Below are 17,235 nucleotides of genomic sequence, written 5' to 3' on the forward strand. Positions count from 1 at the left end.
GCCAAGTGCTGAAAGTGCCGAACAAAGTGACGAATGTGCACAACAACAGCGGCACTTACCGGGTGTACAACCCGGGCGAGGCAATAGGCGATGTGACGCCGACGCTGCCGGATCCGCCGCCGCCGCCGCAGCAAGGCGGGGGCGGAGGGGGCTGCGGCGGTTTCGGCGCTATCTTCGTTGTTATTGTCGCCGTGGTGGCGGTGGTGACGCTGGGTCCGATTTTTAGCCAGGCGCTGATCCCCCTACTAGGGGCGGCGCCAGCGGCAGCAGGTGTAGCCGCGACAGCGAGCGCCGCGGCCACCTTTGCCGGCTATGCGGCAGCGGGCGCGGTGGCTTCAATGGCCAGCCAGGGCGTGGCGATGGCGATGGGGATGCAGGATCAGTTCTCGTGGAGCCAGGTGGGCTTGAGCGCCCTTGGCGCGGGGGTGAGCGCCGGCGTGGGCGCTGGGATGTTGGGCGACTCGCTGAAAAACGCGCCGATCGCGCTGCGGGCGGCGGCGGGTAACGCCTTGACCCAGGGCGTGGCGGTGGCTACCGGTTTGCAGAAGCGCTTCAGCTGGACCGCGGTGGCGGCCAGTGGCGCGGCGGCCGGGGCCAGCGGCTGGATGGCGGAGGGCTTGGGGTGGAGCAGCGAGAATCCGGTAGCCAGTGTGGGCTACGGCACGCTGCGCGGCCTAGTGTCGGGTGGTATCCAGTCGCAGCTGACCGGCCAACGTCCTAACTGGAGCGCGATCGCAGCGGAATCGTTTGGCAGCGCGCTGGGCGATCAGGTGGTGAATGGTATCCAAGCCCGGGATAAGGAGCAGTCCAAGTCTAAGCTAGAGCAAGAGCGCATGGCTCAAGCGATGGAGGAGACCAAGCAGCCCCGCTACGATAGGCGTGGGGTGAGGGTGATTGGTGACGCCGGTCCTGGCTTCTTTGTGGAAGGGGCCGCGCAACGGGCAATAGCGACCAAGGCGAGCTCGACTGAGGGATTTAATTGGGAGGACACCATAGAGCTTGAGCCGGTCACGGTGAGAGCCTCCCGTCCGGGCACTCTGCAACGCTTTGCAGGCAGCATGTTGGACACAGTGATCGATGGCAGCCTGGGAATGGCCCAATTGATCAGCGACCAAGGCTATCTGGCGGCGAGTCTGCTCAGCGGAGGCTTGATCGATGACCGCGGCGCTGCCGCGCGTAATGCTGCGTTGGTACGAGGTTTGCCGGATGCGCTAGGCAGGACTGCGGGCGAGCTGATGTATTATGCGAAGAATCCCGGAGAACTGAGTGCGGAGCAGGCAGGCGCATTGGCCGGCAATGCCTTGCTGTCCTGGGCGCCAGGGTCACGTTTGCTACGAGGGTCCAGTCTGAGCGTTGAAGCAGGTATGGGCACGCGTTTGCTGGCAAGGGATGCTGTGGAAGCGTTTGGGCCGAGGCTGGATCGCTTGGCGGAGCAGAGCACACCGGGGCTGAGGATGTATGCGGTGGAGGAAGGGCGTGTGGTTCCAAGCAAGGGACTATTGGTACAAAGTAGTGATGGCGCTGTACTAGATATGTTCGGTAGCAACATTTCACCTCGTACTCAGTCGATTCTAGATAAATTTAGTGATGCAAGGCGCGTACTTGTCGAAGATGCTGGCGGGAAACAATCAGTTGTAAACATTGTTGACAATTTAGGACGCCGAGAAGTAAAGGTTAGCGATCTAGGAAGATTGCAGGCTGCAACAGGTAACGAGTTTTCACTATTGCGAGGCCCAGAGGGGCAGCGTGTATTGCTACAGGGTGATCCAACGCAAATGATGATTCCGGAACAGTATGTTGGGAATGGCTGGAAATGGTCTGGTCACTCTCATCCATATGGTATTGATCCAAGCTCGAGTGATCGATTTGTGCTGCGAGCCTTTCAGCAAGAGCAGTCAATTATTAAGAGTGCAGCAGATGGTCGACAAAAATCTTTCACACAGTTTGAAGATTGGTCTAGCTGGCTGCCGGGGATGTAAACATAATGAGTAACAATCAAATTTGTGAGCTGTGTCAGTCTGAAATATTAAGTGGTCAACCTAGATTTTACTTTCCTAGGCTGCCACCAAATCATGCATTAGCTGACATAAAGGGGGTTTTGCATACGTCATGCTTGTTGGTGGCGGATAATTCTCGAAATATAGGGGCGTCTTTGGCTCAGATTGCGGAAAGTGTTGCGCGCCATTCTGAGTCTGCTCCTCATATTTCCAGGAATGGAAATGTGACTTTACGGAATCGTCTTGATGAAGGTCGAATTGAAGTTCTTGACTTCGAGGATTTTTGCGAAATTAGCATTCCACTCGCAGCCTTGGATAGGCTGAGAGTTATTGCACCTGGTGCATCAGTCTCCTTAGGTATGCAGGTATTGCATGTAAAAGCCGATGGGCAACTAGTGCTTGAGCACAAGTCCCCTGCGTTTGACGTACATCTGTCCGCATTGAGTCTCGAACGATTGCAAGCGATTTTGGCTGATATTGACAAAGTTAGGTAGGGCGGGCTGACCGGAGGTCATGCCCGTGAGTTGAACGAGCAACACTACCTGATCATGACTTGCTATCGAAGATCGGCGTATTCCCATAGGGGATGCGCCGATTGTTGCTCACAACACGGGAGCTACTAGAGTCGCCGTGCCTGGGTAAGCTGATTTTATAGGGCCGCTTCGGCTACTAGCTCAGCTAAAGGTATCAATAACTCTTTAGCAAGTAGGGGGGCAAGCCACAAGGCTTGCCCACGCGGTAGCTTGGCAACACTACCTTTAGGCCGCGCCGTAACTTATAAGCCCAAGCCTCACCAAAAGCCCCTCCCGGAGCTTTGGTCGTTCATAAGGCTCAAGCCAGTTTCTGTATTTGCATTGTGGTTTGCGGTAAGCGGCGGGCGAGCTGATGTATTATGCGAAATCCTGGGAAACTGAGCGCGGAGCAGGCAGGCGCATTGGCCGGCAATGCCTTGCTGTCTTGGGCGCCAGGGTCACGTTTGCTACGAGGGTCCAGTCTGAGCGTTGAAGCAGGTATGGGCACGCGTTTGCTGGCACGGGATGCTGTGGAAGCGTTTGGGCCGAGACTGGATCGCTTGGCGGAGCAGAGTACACCGGGGCTGAGGATGTATGCGGTGCCGGAGGGGGGCACAAAGTATTGGAGTTAGTCCCAAGACAGTTACTTTCCACAAGTCTGATTTGTCAGTATCTTTAGACGCTCATTCTGGGGAGGGGGCTGTGCTTGTTAAGGCTGCAGGTGAAACTCATACTGTTGGTCTAGTCAGCATTGTTGATGGTAGTCCACAATTCTATTTGGACAATCGAGTAGTTACATCTTCTGGTGAATCGATCAAGTTGAAACTTGAAGGTGGGAGCCTTACTCGTGTAGCTCTCGAAAATACTATTTCTACGTATAAGGAAATTTATGGGCGAGTTCCGGCAGAGCTGTCAGGATCTCTTGCTCAATCTAATTTGAGTAATTTTCAGAGCGAGTTTTTGGGTTTGAGGCGGAAAAATTTTGTTTATACTGATCGGGCAATTGCTGATATGGCAATTCGGAATGTGTCTTTTGGGAGAAATCGAATAGATCTCGGTTATGGAGGCCTAATTACCCAGCTAGGCAATTTCAATTCTATGGGCGTTCCTGGGAGTGTCTCGGTTCGTGGACTTCCAGGGTGGTAGTTCGTGTTATGCTAAGGGCAGCGCAAGGTTGTGTTCTGCTGAATAATGGAAATTAAAAAATGAGCAATGTAATTCCTAGTCCGGATGTTATTCATAAAATTGGATTGGTGCTTGGCAGAGATGTCTCATTGCTTAAGGGAGGGGATATTGGCAACTTTGAGGAGTTTTCAGAGAAAGATTTAAGTGATTTTCGATTGTTAGATAGCCGAAGCGGTGTTTTGGCAATTTCATATATCAGGTACCGGCTTGCTATTAAGGTAGATATGAATGTGGTTGTCTCATTCCTTGCTGTGGTGGTGCAGCAAGGGGTAACCATTCAGAAATGGGAGAGGCCGAGCAAGTAGCGTGTGCAAGCCAAAAGGCTTGCACACACGGTAGCTTGGCAAGACATTACCTTTAGGCCGCGCCGTAATTTATAAGCCCAAGCCTCCCCAAAGCCCCTCGCGGGGCTTTGGTCGTTTATAAGGCTCAAGCCAATTCCTGCATCCGCATCGTGGTTTGCTGCAAGCGGTGGGCGAAGGGTTCCAGCAGGCAATACACCTGCTCGCATTCCAGCGTGTCTAGCTTGGATTGCTCCAGCATTGCCGCCAGCGCCGACAAGGCGGCGCTGACTTGATTAATTCCAGGCTGAGCAGATGAAGGCTGTGATCGAAGTGCTGGCGGGATTCGTCGAGCTGCCGCAATAGCAGGTCAATCGGGTGGAGCGTGGCATCCTGCTGACGCAAGCTTTTCAGTTGGAGCAGCAAGGTTGACAGGCTTGGGATGTAATGGGACTGGGAAGGCATGGTGCTAGGCATGGTAAGCCTCCAATAGTGAGCGATGAAGCCCACCGTCCGACGCTAACCGGGGCGGCGGGAACATGGCAGGATTAGCGTTACCGGCACTATGGAACCGGCGCGTGCAAGCACGCTCCCACCATGACCCGCCTGAAAGCAGACGCATCTATAGTGTGTCCGGACAAAAAAATGCCGCATGTGCGGCTGTCCGCCATAGTGTTTCGGAACGCTAATCCCGGTGCTATAAACAGCACGGCCGGATTATCACGTGCTTGTGGCGGGGAGGCAAGGGTTTCGCATTGCTTCGAAGCGAAACCTGCGCCGATGGAGCTTGAACCTACGTCATGGCCCGCTACCAGCAACGCGGCCCCTCGGCCGCGCCTCATCCCGCCTTATTTCTTCACGTTGAACGCTTCCAACGCCGCCCGCGCCGCGGCGGCGATCACCTCGTCGCTGTGCTTGGCTTCTTTCTTGGCGTGCTTGGTGTAGACCGCCAGCACGATGGGCGCACGCTTGGGCGGCCAGATCACCGCGAAGTCGTTGGCGGTGCCGTAGACGCCGCAGGTGCCGGTTTTGTCCCCCACATCCCAGCCGGCCGGCACCGCGGCGCGGATTCTGGCGTTGCCGGTGGTGTTGCCTTTCAGCCAGTCCGCCAGCTGTTGGCGTTGCGGCTCCGGCAGCACCTTGCCCAGCGTCAGCTTTTGCATGCTCTCCGCCACCGCCTTGGGGGTGGAGGTGTCGCGCGGGTCGCCGGGGATGGCGGAGTTCAGTTCCGGCTCCCGGCGATCCAGGCGGAAGCTGGCGTCGCCGATGGAGCGCATGAAGGCGGTCAGCGCGGCGGGGCCGTTGATTTCCTCGAGCAGCAGATTGGCCGCGCCGTTGTCGCTGTATTGCACGGAGGCGGCGTTGAGTTCGGCCACGGTCATGCCGTTTGCCTGGTTTTTAGTCGTAATCGGGGACCAGTTAGGCAGAGTCGTCTTGCTGTAGCGGATGCGTTTGTCCAGCAGGCCCGGTTTTGCTTGGCTCTGCGCCAGCACCCCCGCCGCCAGAAAGCCTTTGAAGGAGCTGCACATGGGAAAGCGTTCGTTGGGACGATTGGCCACGGTGGCGCCGGAGCCGGTGTCGATGGCGTAGACGCCGATGCTGCCGCCAAAATCGCGCTCCAGTTTGGCCAGCTTGTCGGCGGCGACGGCGAGCGGGTCCGCGGCGACGGCCTGGGTCAGCGGCGCGGCTAGCGATGCGAATAAAATCAGATGCTTGAACATGGTTTGGGTCCTTCTGTCTGGTGGGAAAGTGTGGCGCTATCCTGATGGCGAAGGCTTGGGCTGTAAATCGCGCAAACTGTAACGTCTGTAACTTTTTGCGCCGGGGGCGGCGGTGAGGCGGGGTGTCGCCGCCGGGCGTAATCAGGCGCGGGGCCGTCTGAGGAGGGGCTGCGTCATGCCGGCGCAGGCGGCACGCTTGGGCGAATTCTGGAAGTGCGCCGCGCACCGGCGAAGGTATAAAGCGGCATTCGCCATTTCGCTTGTAGGATTTTCATGCCGGACCTGATCGCTTTTCATCGCTGCGTCGCGGAGCTGTTGCAACACCTGGGTTTTGACGCGCCGGAACTGGCCGCGGATCAGGAGGTGCTCAGTCTGCAGTTGGAGCAGCGCTTCTCCCTCCATTTTGTCTGCCTCGATCAGGATAGCTGGTTCATGCAGGCGGACCTTGGCGACGCCTTGCCGTCGCCCGGTCCCGCCGTGTTGGCGCAGGCCTTGCGCCGCAATCAGCTGGCGATTCAAGCCTGGCAGCCGGTGGTCAGCCTGGATCAGGACGAGCGGTTGGGCTGCTGGTTGCGTTTGCCGTGCCAGGGCTGCGATTTGCCGTCGATGGCGTCCGCCCTGGACGCCGTGATTGTCTGCGCCGAAGAGTTGTTGTCGGCGGTGGACGAACTTGTCGTTTGTTAAACCCTTGTTCCGCCTATAAGCCCTGATGGGCAAACTCCTAAGAAAAGGACACTCATGAGCACGATTTCCACCCATATCCCCATGCGCGGGCTGCACTCCGCCCAGGCTTTGCACGAGAGCTGCGCCGATGTGAACGCCGACAAGGCGCGCATCGGCATGCGCAAGGACGGCACTCTGGTGTTGTACACCGGCCGTTCTTATTTGCTGCATCCGGATCAGACCCGACGCGCCAGCGAGTTTCTGCGCAAGTTGGACCCGCAGCAGGCGGAGTCGGGGTCGCGCCGTTTCCGCCTGGTCGATCTGATCACCAGCCTGAATACCGTCTCCAATGGCCGTCGCGCCCAGCCGCAGGCGGATGAGCCGGCTGCCGCTAGCCGTACCCGCCGTTTGCGTTTTGCCGACGAGGCCGTTCCAGTGGCGGAGAAGCGGCCGGTTCAGTCCGCGCCGCGCGCCGAGGCCGATGGCGCCGGCAAGGGTTTCAGCGCCGCCGGCTCTCGCGGCCGAGTGCAGCAGGCCGGGGATATGGTGGTCAAATCCTTCAAGGCGATGGACAAGGGTGCCGTCGCTCATGAGCTGGCGATGTGCAATAGCCATCTCAAGGCCAGCCAGCGGGCCCTGCCGGAGGCGCGGATGCAGGGTGATACGCTGGCGATGCCCTTTATCGCCGGCTCGACGCCGACCACGGAGGAGGTGAAGGGCGCGGTGGGCGAGTTGTTCCGCCTGGGCTTCATGATGGGGGACCCGTCTTCGGCCAATTTCGTCAAAACCGAGGGCGGCAAGGTGGTGCCGGTGGATTTTGGCCTGATGTTCAAGACGGGCGAGCGCGGCGCGGTGTGCCGCAGCGTGATGAGCGAGATCGTGCATGACTACGTCAAGGGCGGCTATCGCTTTGTGCCGGAGCCTTTGAAGGGCGATTATCTGGCGGCGATGCGCGAGTTCGATCAGGTGTTGGGCAAGGACAGCCCGGCGCGCAATGTCAACGTCAAGAAGCTGCAGATGGCGGGCTGGTTCAATAAGACCCGCTAACAAAACCCCTGATCCTGCGTTGCGCCTCCTTGCCGTACTACTTGTACTGCCTGCGTCGGCGCGCCTTGGCTCAGGTACGCTGCTCGGTTTTGTTAGCGGTTCTAAGAACGGCTGACAAAACGCCTGATGCTGCGTTGCGCCGACTTGCCTAGGTCGTAAAACTGAGTTTTGTTAGTCTCCGCCCATCCGCCTGATGGGTGGCTGTGGAAACGGCGTGCGCCCACATGGGAAGCACGCCGTTTGGCTTTCTTTCCGTCCGCGACGCCGGCGCCTTGACGCTGCTTGCCCGGCTCAGTACCCTGTGGCTCGCGCTGCACCCAATCACGCCGCGCCGGGAGTAGAAGCCCAGAGTCACTTGATCGCAGACAGGAGGTGTCCGCTTTGGCACTTCTACGTCTGCTGCCATGCATGCCCATCCTGGGCGGGCCGTGGCAGGGAGCCTTAACGGGCTACCGGTCTTTGGTCGAGTGAACCGGTCTTCTACCCTTGTCACGAGCCTGCTCAAACCTGCCGCTCGAGCGGGCCTTCTCTCAGGAAACGACTTGGAGGCCGCGATGCGATCCTTCCTTTTTTCTCCCCGTTTTTCTCTTGATCCGCTGTCCTGGCCACAGGAGGCGCGGCTATGAACGCCCTATGCGAGGTAGACGAGCGCCGGCAGTTGCTGGGCCGCGTGCTGGACGCGAGCCAGCTGGGGCTGGAGGCTTTGGACCTGGTGATCCCCGCCGTGGAGGCGGCGGAGCGCTTGTGCCTGAGTCTGGATGCCGAGGACGGTGTGCCCATCGCCGGCTTGTGTCGCTTGGTGCGTTGGGCGATGGAGGACTACCACGGCATGCTGGACAATGTGCGCGAGGAGGCGGCCACGGCTTTGAGCGATGAGGGGTGAGAGGGGGCGCTCCGCGGGTCTTGCAATCTCCCGCCCTAGGCGCCGCCGCTCGCTATGGGGCTGGCGTCGGCTCCTGCCAGCCGCCGCCCAGCGCGGCGATCAGCGCCACGCTGCCGGCGTATTGCCGGTTCTTCACGTTCCACAGCGTGGTTTCCGCGTTGATGCGGCCGCTTTGCGCGCTTAAGACATTGAGATAGCTGACGGTGCCGGCGCGGTACTGGTTCAGCACGATGGTTTCCGCGCGCCGGGCGGCGTCCAGCGCGGCCTGTTGCGAGGCGGCTTCCTCGCCCAGCAGTCTTTGCGCGGCCAGATTGTCTTCCACGCTCTGGAAGGCGGACAGCACGGTCAGGCGGTAGCCGGCGACGCTGGCGTCGTAGGCGGCGACGGCTTGCTCTTTCTGGGCGCTGCGCAGGCCGGCGTCGAACAGGCTGAGCGCCAGCGCCGGGCCCAGCGACCAGACGCGGTTGGGCAGGCTGACCCAGTCGGCGAAACTGGCGCCGCGATAGCCGCCGCTGGCGGACAGGGTGAGGGTGGGGAAGAAGGCGGCCTGGGCCACGCCGATTTCGGCGTTGGCCTGCGCCACCGCGCGTTCGGCGGCGGCGATGTCCGGGCGGCGTTCCAGCAGTTGCGAGGGCAGGCCGGCGGGGATGCTGGGCAAGCGCGGTTCGGCGCCGGCCGCCGGCAGGCTGAAGCTGGCCGGCGTCTGCCCCAGCGCGGCGGCGATGGCGTGTTCCAGCTGGGCGCGGGTCAGCTGCTTGTCCGCCCGCTGCGCCTGGGCGCTTTGCCATTGGCTTTCGGCCTGGGCCACGTTGGCGTCGGAAACAATGCCGGCCTGGTATTGATTGCGGGTCAGCTTCAGCGTTTCCGCCAGCGCTTGTTCATTGGCTTGCAGTTGCCGCAGTTGCAGGTCGGCAACGCTGATTTGCAGATAGGCGGTGGCCAGCTGCGCCTGGGCGCTGAGGCGTATCGCCGCCAGTTGCGCGGCGCTGGCTTGGGCTTTGGCGGAGCCGGCTTCCACGGAGCGGCGCAGGCCGCCCCACAGGTCCAGTTCCCAGCTGGCGTTGGCGCTCAGGTTATAGCTGGTGGACGTGGCCTGGCCGGGGGAACTGACGCCGCGGCTTTGGCCGGCGCTGAGGCCCAGGCTGGGAAAGAGCCCGGCTTCGGCCTGCTTCAGCAGCGCCTGGGCCTGGCGGTATTGGGCTTCGGCCTGGGCGATGCCGGGGCTTTGCCGGTTCAGGGTGTCCATCAACTGGTCCAGCCGCGGGTCCTGGTAGATGCGCCACCAGTCGCCGCGCGAAAGGCCGTCTTGAGGTTGAGCGCTTTTCCAGCGGCCGTCTTCTTTGTATGCGGCCGGCACCTCCAGCTTGGGCTTGGCGTAGTCCGGGCCCAGCGCGCAGCCGGCCAGCAGCAGCGCGCAGGCCAGCGGAAGGCTTAGTGTTTTCATTGGTTTCATTCCTCGGCTCCGCGGTTCAGCGCGGCGCGCGCGGGCCGCCTGCGGCGGCACCACAGCCGGAAGCGGTCCAGATACAGGTAGACGATGGGGGTGGTGTACAGGGTCAGCAGTTGACTGAGCAGCAGGCCGCCGACGATGGAGATGCCCAGCGGGGTGCGCATCTCGGCGCCGTCGCCGCGGCCCAGGGCCAGCGGCAGCGCGCCGAACAGCGCGGCCAGCGTGGTCATCATGATGGGGCGGAAGCGCAGCAGGCAGGCCTGGCGTATCGCCTGTTCCGGCGTCATCTGCTGTTCGCGCTCGGCGTTGAGCGCGAAGTCTATCATCATGATGGCGTTCTTTTTGACGATGCCGATCAGCAGCAGCACGCCTATCAGCGCGATGACGTTGAATTCGCCGCCGGTGGCGATGATGGCCAGCAGCGCGCCGACGCCGGCGGAGGGCAGGGTGGAGAGGATGGTGACCGGGTGCACCACGCTTTCATACAGCATGCCCAGCACGATGTAGACGGCGATCAGCGCGGCCAGGATCAGCAGCGGCTGGCTGTCCAGCGAGGCCTGGAAAGTTTTGGCGCTGCCCTGGAAGCTGCCGTGAATGCTGCTGGGCAGGCCGACGCCGGCCAGCGCCTGGTTGATGGCGTCGGTGGCGTCGGACAGCGCGGCGCCCGGCGGCAGGTTGAAGGAGACGGTGGCGGCGGCGAACTGGCTTTGGTGGTTGACCGACAGCGCGGTGTTGCCGGGCGCCCAGCGGGCGACGGCGGACAGCGGGGTGGGCTGGCCGCCCGGCGTTTGCAGGAAGATACTGTCCAGGCCGTCCGGGCCTTGCCAGTATTGCGGCGCCACTTCCATCACCACGCGGTATTGGTTGAGCGCGTTGTAGATGGTGGATACCTGGCGCTGGCCGAAGGCGTCGTTGAGCGCGGCGTCCACCTGGGCCTGGGTCAGGCCCAGCCGCGCCATGGCGTCGCGGTCGAAGACCAGGGTGGTTTGCAGGCCTTTGACTTCCTGGTCGGTGTTGACGTCGGCCAGCATGGGCAGCTTCATCAGCGCTTGCTGCACCTTGGGCGTCCATTCGCGCAGTTCGGCCAGATCATCGCCTTGCAGGGTGTATTGGTACTGGGCGTTGCTGGAACGGCCGCCGATGCGGATGTCCTGCACCGCCTGCAAAAAGAGCTGGGCGCCGGGTTCGCGCGCCAGGGTTTTGCGCAGCCGGGCAATGACTTGATCCGAGCTTTCTCCGCGTTGGCTCAGCGGCTTGAGGCTGACGAACATATTGGCGCTGTTGCGTTGGCCGCCGCCGGTGAAGCCGAGCACGGCGTCCACCGCCGGGTCTTGGCTGACCACGGTGATGAAGCGCTGCAGCTTTTGCTGCATGGCCTGGAAGGAGATGTTCTGGTCCGCGCGTATCATGCCGTTGAGCCGGCCGGTGTCTTGCTGCGGGAAGAAGCCCTTGGGCACCGCCAGATAGAGGTAGACGTTGAGGCCTATGGTGGCGGCCAGGATCAGCATCATCAGCGGGCCGTGGCGCAAGGCCCAGTCCAGGCTGCGGCGATAGCCGTCCAGCATGGCGTCGAAGACGCGCTCGCTCCATTGAAACAGCCGGCCGGGAGGCCGTTCTTCGCGTGGTTTGAGCCAGCGCGCGCAGAGCATGGGCGTGGTGGTCAGCGAGACCAGCAGCGACACCAGGATGGCCACGGACAGGGTGACGGCGAATTCGCGGAACAGCCGGCCGATCACGCCGCCCATCAGCAGAATGGGAATGAAGACGGCGATCAGCGAGACGCTCATGGACAGCACGGTGAAGCCCACTTCGCGCGCGCCGCGCAAGGCGGCCTGCATCGGTTTCATGCCGTCTTCGATGTGGCGGGCGATGTTTTCCAGCACCACGATGGTGTCGTCGACGACGAAGCCGGTGGCGATGGTCAGCGCCATCAGGCTGAGGTTGTTGAGGGAGAAGCCGGCCAGGTACATCACGGAGAAGGCGCCCACCAGGGACACGGGCACGGTGATGGCGGGGATGGCGGTGGCGCGGCCGTTGCGCAGGAACAGGAAGACCACCAGGATGACCAGGGCCACCGAGATCAGCAGAGAGCGCTCCACTTCCTGCAGCGAGGCGCGGATGGTGGGGCTGCGGTCCATCACCACTTGCATGTTGATGGCGGCGGGGATGGAGGCTTGCAGCTGCGGCAGCAGCGCCTTGACCCGGTCTATGGTTTCGATGATGTTGGCGCCGGGCTGGCGGAACAGCATCAGCATCACCGCCGGCTGCCGGCCCAGAAGGCCGGCGTTGCGCAGGTCCACCACGGAGTCCTTGACCTCGGCCACGTCGGCGATGCGCACCGCGGCGCCGTTTTTGTAGCTGACGATCAGCGGCAGGTAGTCGCTGGCCTTGGTGGCCTGGTCGTTGGCCTGCACCTGCCAGTGGCGCTCGTCGTTTTCCAGAAAGCCCTTGGGCCGGTTGGCGTTGGTGCCGGCGATGGCGCTGCGCACGGTTTCCATGCCGATGCCGTAGTGGTTGAGCTGGCGCGGGTTCAGCTCCACCCGCACCGCCGGCTGCGCGCCGCCGCCCACGTTGACGTCGCCTATGCCCTCCACCTGGGCCAGCTTCTGGCCGAGTATGGTGTCGGCGGCGTCGTACATCTGGCCGCGGCTCAGGCTGTCCGAGGTCAGCGCGATGATCATGATGGGCGCGTCGGCGGGGTTGACCTTGCGGTAGGTGGGGTTGGACGGCATGCCGGTGGGCAGCAGCGAGCGGGCGGCGTTGATGGCCGCCTGCACGTCGCGCGCGGCGCCGTCGATGTCGCGGTCCAGCTCAAACTGCAGGGTGACGCGGGTAGAGCCCAGGGCGCTGGACGAGGTCATTTCCGTGACGCCGGCGATGCGGCCCAGCGCCCGTTCCAGCGGGGTGGCCACGGTGGCGGCCATGGTTTCCGGGCTGGCGCCGGGCAGGCGCGCGCTGACGGAGATGGTGGGGAAGTCCACCTGCGGCAGCGGTGACACCGGCAGTAGCTTGAAGGCCAGCAAGCCGGCCAGCAGGATGGCCAGGGTCAGCAAGGTGGTGGCCACCGGCCGGCGGATGAAGGGGGCGGAGGGGATCACGAGAAAATCCTCATCGGCCACGGAAACACATGGAAGGACACGGACAAAAACCAGCCATGCAAGGGTTTGATGGTGGTTAGCGTTGTTTGGCTAAGGGCGATCCTGTCGAAAATGTCACGGAATTCCGTGTTTTTCCGTGTGCTTCCGTGGCGAATAAAAATCATGCTTCCGCCTCCGCCGTCTTGGCGCCAAAGCGTTTGCCCAGCCGGTCAAAGGCCAGGTAGATCACCGGAGTGGTGAACAGGGTCAGCACCTGGCTGAGCAGCAGGCCGCCCACCATGGCCACGCCCAGCGGCTGGCGCAGCTCGGAACCCATGCCGCCGCCCAGCATCAGCGGCAGCGCGCCCAGCAGCGCGGCCAGTGTGGTCATCAGGATGGGGCGGAAGCGCAGCAGGCAGGCCTGGTAGATGGCGTCGCGCGGGCTCATGCCGCGCTCTCGCTCGGCCTCCAGCGCGAAATCTATCATCATGATGGCGTTTTTCTTGACGATGCCGATCAGCAGAATGATGCCGATGATGGCGATGACCGATAGATCGTTGCCGGATAGCAGCAAGGCCAGCAGCGCGCCGATGCCGGCCGAGGGCAGGGTGGAGAGAATCGTGATGGGATGAATATAGCTTTCGTAGAGCACGCCCAGCACGATGTACATGGTGACGACGGCGGCCAGGATCAGCCACAGGGTGTTGGACAGCGAAGCCTGGAAGGCCAGCGCCGCGCCCTGGAACTTGGTGTCTATGCTGGCCGGCAGGCCCAGCTCGGCCTCGGCCTGGCGGATGGCGTCCACCGCCGCGCCCAAGGAGGCGCCCGGCGCCAGATTGAAGGACACGGTGGCGGTGGGGAATTGCCCCAGGTGGTTGACGGCGAGCGCGGCGGGGCGCTCCTCTATGCTGGCCACCGCGTCCAGCGGCACCGGTCCGCCGTTGGCGGTGGGCACGTACAGGCTTTTCAGCGACAGCGGGTCTTGCTGGTGCTGCGGGTCCACTTCCAGCACCACGCGGTATTGATTGGTCTGGGTGAAAATGGTGGAGATCAGCCGCTGGCCGAAGGCGTCGTAGAGCGCGTTGTCGATGGCGGCGGTGCTGACGCCCAGGCGCGCGGCGGTGTCGCGGTTGATGTTGACGTAGGCCTGCAGGCCCTGGTCCTGCAAATCGCTGGCCACGTCGGCCAGCTGCGGCAGCCGGCGCAGCGTCTCCACCAGCTTGGGCGTCCAGGCGGACAGGTCCTCGGCGCTGGTGGCTTGCAGGGTGAACTGGTATTGGGTGCGGCTGACGCGGGAATCTATGGTCAGGTCCTGCACCGGCTGCAGGTAGAGCGCCATGCCCGGCAGCGCGTCGGCCTGGCTTTGCAGCCGGGCCAGCACGGTGCGGATGTCGTCGCGTTCCGCCTTGGGTTTGAGGTTGATCAGCAGCCGGCCGTTATTGAGCGTGGCGTTGTTGCCGTCCACGCCGATGAAGGAGGACAGGCTGTCCACCGCCGGGTCTTTGAGCAGACGCTGGGCCAAGGCTTCCTGCCGGCGCGCCATGGCGCTGAAGGAGATGGATTGCGAGGCCTCGCTGACGCCCTGGATGGCGCCGGTGTCTTGCAGCGGGAAGAAGCCCTTGGGCATGGCCAGGTAGAGCGCGGCGGTCAGCGCCACGGTGGCCAGCGCCACCAGCAGGGTCAGCGTCTGCCGCTCCAGCACCCAGCTGAGCATGCGGCCGTAGCGGGCGATCACCCGGTCGAAGAAGCGGCCGCTGGCGTGGTAGAAGCGGCCTTGCTTGTCTTCCGGCACGTGTTTGAGCAGGCGCGCGCACATCATCGGCGTCAGCGTCAGCGAGATGAAGGCGGAGATCAGGATGGACACCGCCAGGGTGACGGCGAATTCTCGGAACAGCCGGCCCACCACGTCGCCCATGAACAAGAGCGGAATCAGCACGGCGATCAGCGAGATGGTCAGCGAGATGATGGTGAAGCCGATCTGCTTGGAGCCTTTCAGCGCCGCGGCCATCGGCGTTGCGCCGTCTTCGATGTAGCGCGCGATGTTTTCTATCATCACGATGGCGTCGTCCACGACGAAGCCGGTGGCGATGGTCAGCGCCATCAAGGTGAGATTGTTGATGGAGAAGCCGGCCAGATACATCACGCCGAAGGTGCCCACCAGGGACAGCGGCACCGCCACCGCGGGGATGACGGTGGCCGGCACATTGCGCAGGAACAGGAAGATGACCATCACCACCAGGGCGATGGCCAGCATCAGCTCGAACTCCACGTCCGCCACCGAGGCGCGTATGGTCACGGTGCGGTCGCTCAGCACCTTGACGTCCACCGCGCCGGGCAGGGCGTCGCGCAGCTGCGGCAGCAGGGTCTTGATGCGGTCCGCCACCTGGATCACGTTGGCGCCGGGCTGGCGCTGCACATTGAGAATGATGGCCGGGGTGGCGCCGGCCCAGGCGGCCAGGCGGGTGTTTTCCGCCGAATCCACCACCTGGGCCACGTCGGACAGGCGGATAGGCGCGCCGTTGCGGTAGGCGATGACGACGCCGCGGTATTCGTCGGCGGACTTGAGCTGGTCGTTGCCGTCTATGGTGGAGGCCTGGCGCGGGCCGTCGAAGCTGCCCTTGGCCTGGTTGACGTTGGCGCTGGCGATGGCGGTGCGCACGTCTTCCAGCGTCAGGCCCAGCGAGGCCAGCTGGCGCGGATTGGTCTGGATGCGCACCGCCGGGCGCTGGCCGCCGCTGATGCTGACCAGGCCCACGCCGGGCACTTGCGACAGCTTCTGCGCCAGCCGGGTGTCGACCAGATCCTCCAGCTTGGTCAGCTGCAGCGTGGGCGAGGTGACTGCGATGGTCATGATGGGGGTGTCCGCCGGATTGACCTTGCTGTACACCGGCGGATTGGGCAGATCGGAGGGCAGCAGATTGCCGGCGGCGTTGATCGCCGCCTGCACTTCCTGCTCGGCCACGTCCAGGCCCAGTTCCAGGCCGAACTGCAAGGTAATCACCGAAGCGCCGCCGGAGCTGGTGGACGACATTTGCGACAGGCCGGGCATCTGGCCGAACTGGCGCTCCAAGGGCGCGGTGATGGAAGAGGTGATCACCTCCGGGCTGGCGCCCGGGTATTGGGTGACCACCTGGATGGTGGGATAGTCCACCTCCGGCAAGGCGGACACCGCCAGCATGCGCCAGGCGGCGAGGCCGGTCAGCAGGATGGCGACCATCAGCAAGGTGGTGGCCACCGGCCGCTGGATGAACAGGCGCGAGGGGTTCATGCCGTCTCTCCGCGCTTACTGCGCCGCCGAGGCGCGGCGTTTGCCGGCCGGGCCGCTGCCGTCGCGCTTGTGGCGCCCGTTTTTGCCCGCGCCCTGGGCGGCCTGGCGGTTTTGCGCGGCGCGGTCCACCACGGTGACCTTGGCGCCGTCGCGCAGCTTGTCCAGGCCGTCCACCACCACGCGCTGGCCGGGCTGCAGGCCTTGCTCGACGATGACGATGTCGCCGACGCGCGCGCCGGCGCTGATCTTGTTCAGGCTGACGCTGCTGTCGGCGTTGACGGTGTAGACGTAGCTGCCCGCCTTGCCCAGCTGCACCGCGGCGGCCGGCACGGTGACGGCGTTTTCCTGCTCGCCCAGGCTCAGGCGCACATTGACGAATTGATTGGGGAACAGGGCCTCGTCGGCGTTGGCGAAGCGGGCTTTGAGGTTGACGGTGCCGGTGCTGGTGTTGAGCTGGTTGTCTATGGCCAGCAGCGCGCCGTCGGCCAGCTTGTTGCGGTTGTCGCGGTCCCAGGCTTCCACCGCGAGGCCGGGCTTGGCGCGGCTGGCCCGCAATACCGGTCCCAGGCTGACTTCCGGCACCGAGAACAGCACGTTGATGGGCTGGGTCTGGGTGATGACCACCAGGCCGTTGGCGTCGCTGGCGTGGACGATGTTGCCCGGGTCCACCTGACGCAGGCCGGCGCGGCCGGATACCGGCGCGGTGACGCGGCTGTAGCTGAGCTGCAGCCGGGCGTTGTCCACCGCGCCCTGGTCCAGCTTGACCGTGCCCTGATACTGGCGCACCAGCGCCGCCTGGGTGTCCACCTGTTGTTTGGCGATGGAGTTCTGCTCCAGCAGCTGGCGGTAGCGGTTCAGGTCCAGCTGGGCGTTTTGCAGCAAGGCCTGGTCGCGGAGCAACTGGCCTTCGGCCTGGGCCAGCGCGGCCTGGAACGGGCGCGGGTCCAGTTCCGCCAGCAGCTGGCCTTGTTTGACCGGCTGGCCTTCCTCGAAATGCAGTTTGTCCAGCTGGCCGTCCACGCGGCTGCGCACGGTGACGGTGTAGGTGGAGTTGACGGTGCCCAGCGCGCTGATCTGCAAGGGCACGTTTTGCCGCTGCGCGGCGGCCACGCCCACGGCCGCCGGCGGCGCGGCGCGGCGTTGGCCGGCGG

Annotated in this window: 11 protein-coding genes; 6 read left to right on the plus strand and 5 right to left on the minus strand. The window is 63.2% G+C overall.

The annotated features are described in order from the left end of the window. The 3 genes from ACODSD_RS24445 to ACODSD_RS24455 all read left to right on the plus strand — a co-directional run. Positions 1-1,979: hypothetical protein (locus ACODSD_RS24445; protein ID WP_488878576.1), on the plus strand; the 1,979-nt coding region annotated here is incomplete at its 5' end. Positions 1,980-1,984: 5 nt separating this feature from the next. After that, a complete protein-coding gene (locus ACODSD_RS24450) occupies positions 1,985-2,491 on the plus strand; it encodes a hypothetical protein (protein ID WP_235088913.1) in 507 nt (168 codons plus the stop codon). 1,223 nt (positions 2,492-3,714) lie between these two features. After that, positions 3,715-3,999 (plus strand): hypothetical protein, encoded by a 285-nt coding sequence (locus tag ACODSD_RS24455; protein WP_488878577.1) that lies wholly within the window; start codon positions 3,715-3,717, stop codon positions 3,997-3,999. An 824-nt stretch (positions 4,000-4,823) separates the two neighbouring features. Here the strand turns inward: ACODSD_RS24455 and blaCRH are convergent. Beyond that, the gene (gene blaCRH, locus ACODSD_RS24460) at positions 4,824-5,696 is read right to left on the minus strand and encodes a CRH family carbapenem-hydrolyzing class A beta-lactamase (protein WP_107799381.1); all 873 of its coding nucleotides are present in this window, start codon (positions 5,694-5,696) and stop codon (positions 4,824-4,826) included. Between the two features lie 273 nt (positions 5,697-5,969). Between blaCRH and ACODSD_RS24465 the strand changes: the two genes are divergently transcribed. The 3 genes from ACODSD_RS24465 (at position 5,970) to ACODSD_RS24475 (ending at position 8,289) form a co-directional block, all read left to right on the plus strand. Beyond that, the gene (locus ACODSD_RS24465; RefSeq protein ID WP_081544576.1) at positions 5,970-6,380 is read left to right on the plus strand and encodes a CesT family type III secretion system chaperone; all 411 of its coding nucleotides are present in this window, start codon (positions 5,970-5,972) and stop codon (positions 6,378-6,380) included. A 54-nt stretch (positions 6,381-6,434) separates the two neighbouring features. Further along, a complete protein-coding gene (locus ACODSD_RS24470) occupies positions 6,435-7,406 on the plus strand; it encodes a hypothetical protein (RefSeq protein ID WP_488878578.1) in 972 nt (323 codons plus the stop codon). A 622-nt stretch (positions 7,407-8,028) separates the two neighbouring features. Next, entirely contained in the window at positions 8,029-8,289 is a 261-nt protein-coding gene (locus ACODSD_RS24475; RefSeq protein ID WP_227108020.1) for a hypothetical protein, read from the plus strand. Between the two features lie 52 nt (positions 8,290-8,341). On the opposite strand, the gene ACODSD_RS24480 is transcribed toward ACODSD_RS24475, so the two are convergent. From ACODSD_RS24480 to ACODSD_RS24495, 4 genes are all read right to left on the minus strand, one after another. Then, positions 8,342-9,733 carry an efflux transporter outer membrane subunit gene (locus ACODSD_RS24480; protein WP_488878579.1) on the minus strand — a complete coding sequence of 464 codons (1,392 nt, stop codon included), beginning with the start codon at positions 9,731-9,733 and terminating at the stop codon, positions 8,342-8,344. A gap of 5 nt (positions 9,734-9,738) precedes the next feature. Continuing rightward, positions 9,739-12,837: a multidrug efflux RND transporter permease subunit gene (locus tag ACODSD_RS24485; protein ID WP_488878580.1), complete on the minus strand. Its 3,099-nt coding sequence runs from the start codon at positions 12,835-12,837 to the stop codon at positions 9,739-9,741. 160 nt (positions 12,838-12,997) lie between these two features. Next, on the minus strand, positions 12,998-16,084 hold the full coding sequence (locus ACODSD_RS24490) for an MdtB/MuxB family multidrug efflux RND transporter permease subunit (protein ID WP_488878581.1): 3,087 nt from the start codon (positions 16,082-16,084) through the stop codon (positions 12,998-13,000). Between the two features lie 15 nt (positions 16,085-16,099). Then, a partial coding sequence (locus ACODSD_RS24495; RefSeq protein ID WP_488878582.1) for an MdtA/MuxA family multidrug efflux RND transporter periplasmic adaptor subunit occupies positions 16,100-17,235 on the minus strand: 1,136 nt, incomplete at its 5' end.

It is taken from the genome of Chromobacterium sp. FG22, assembly GCF_057809415.1.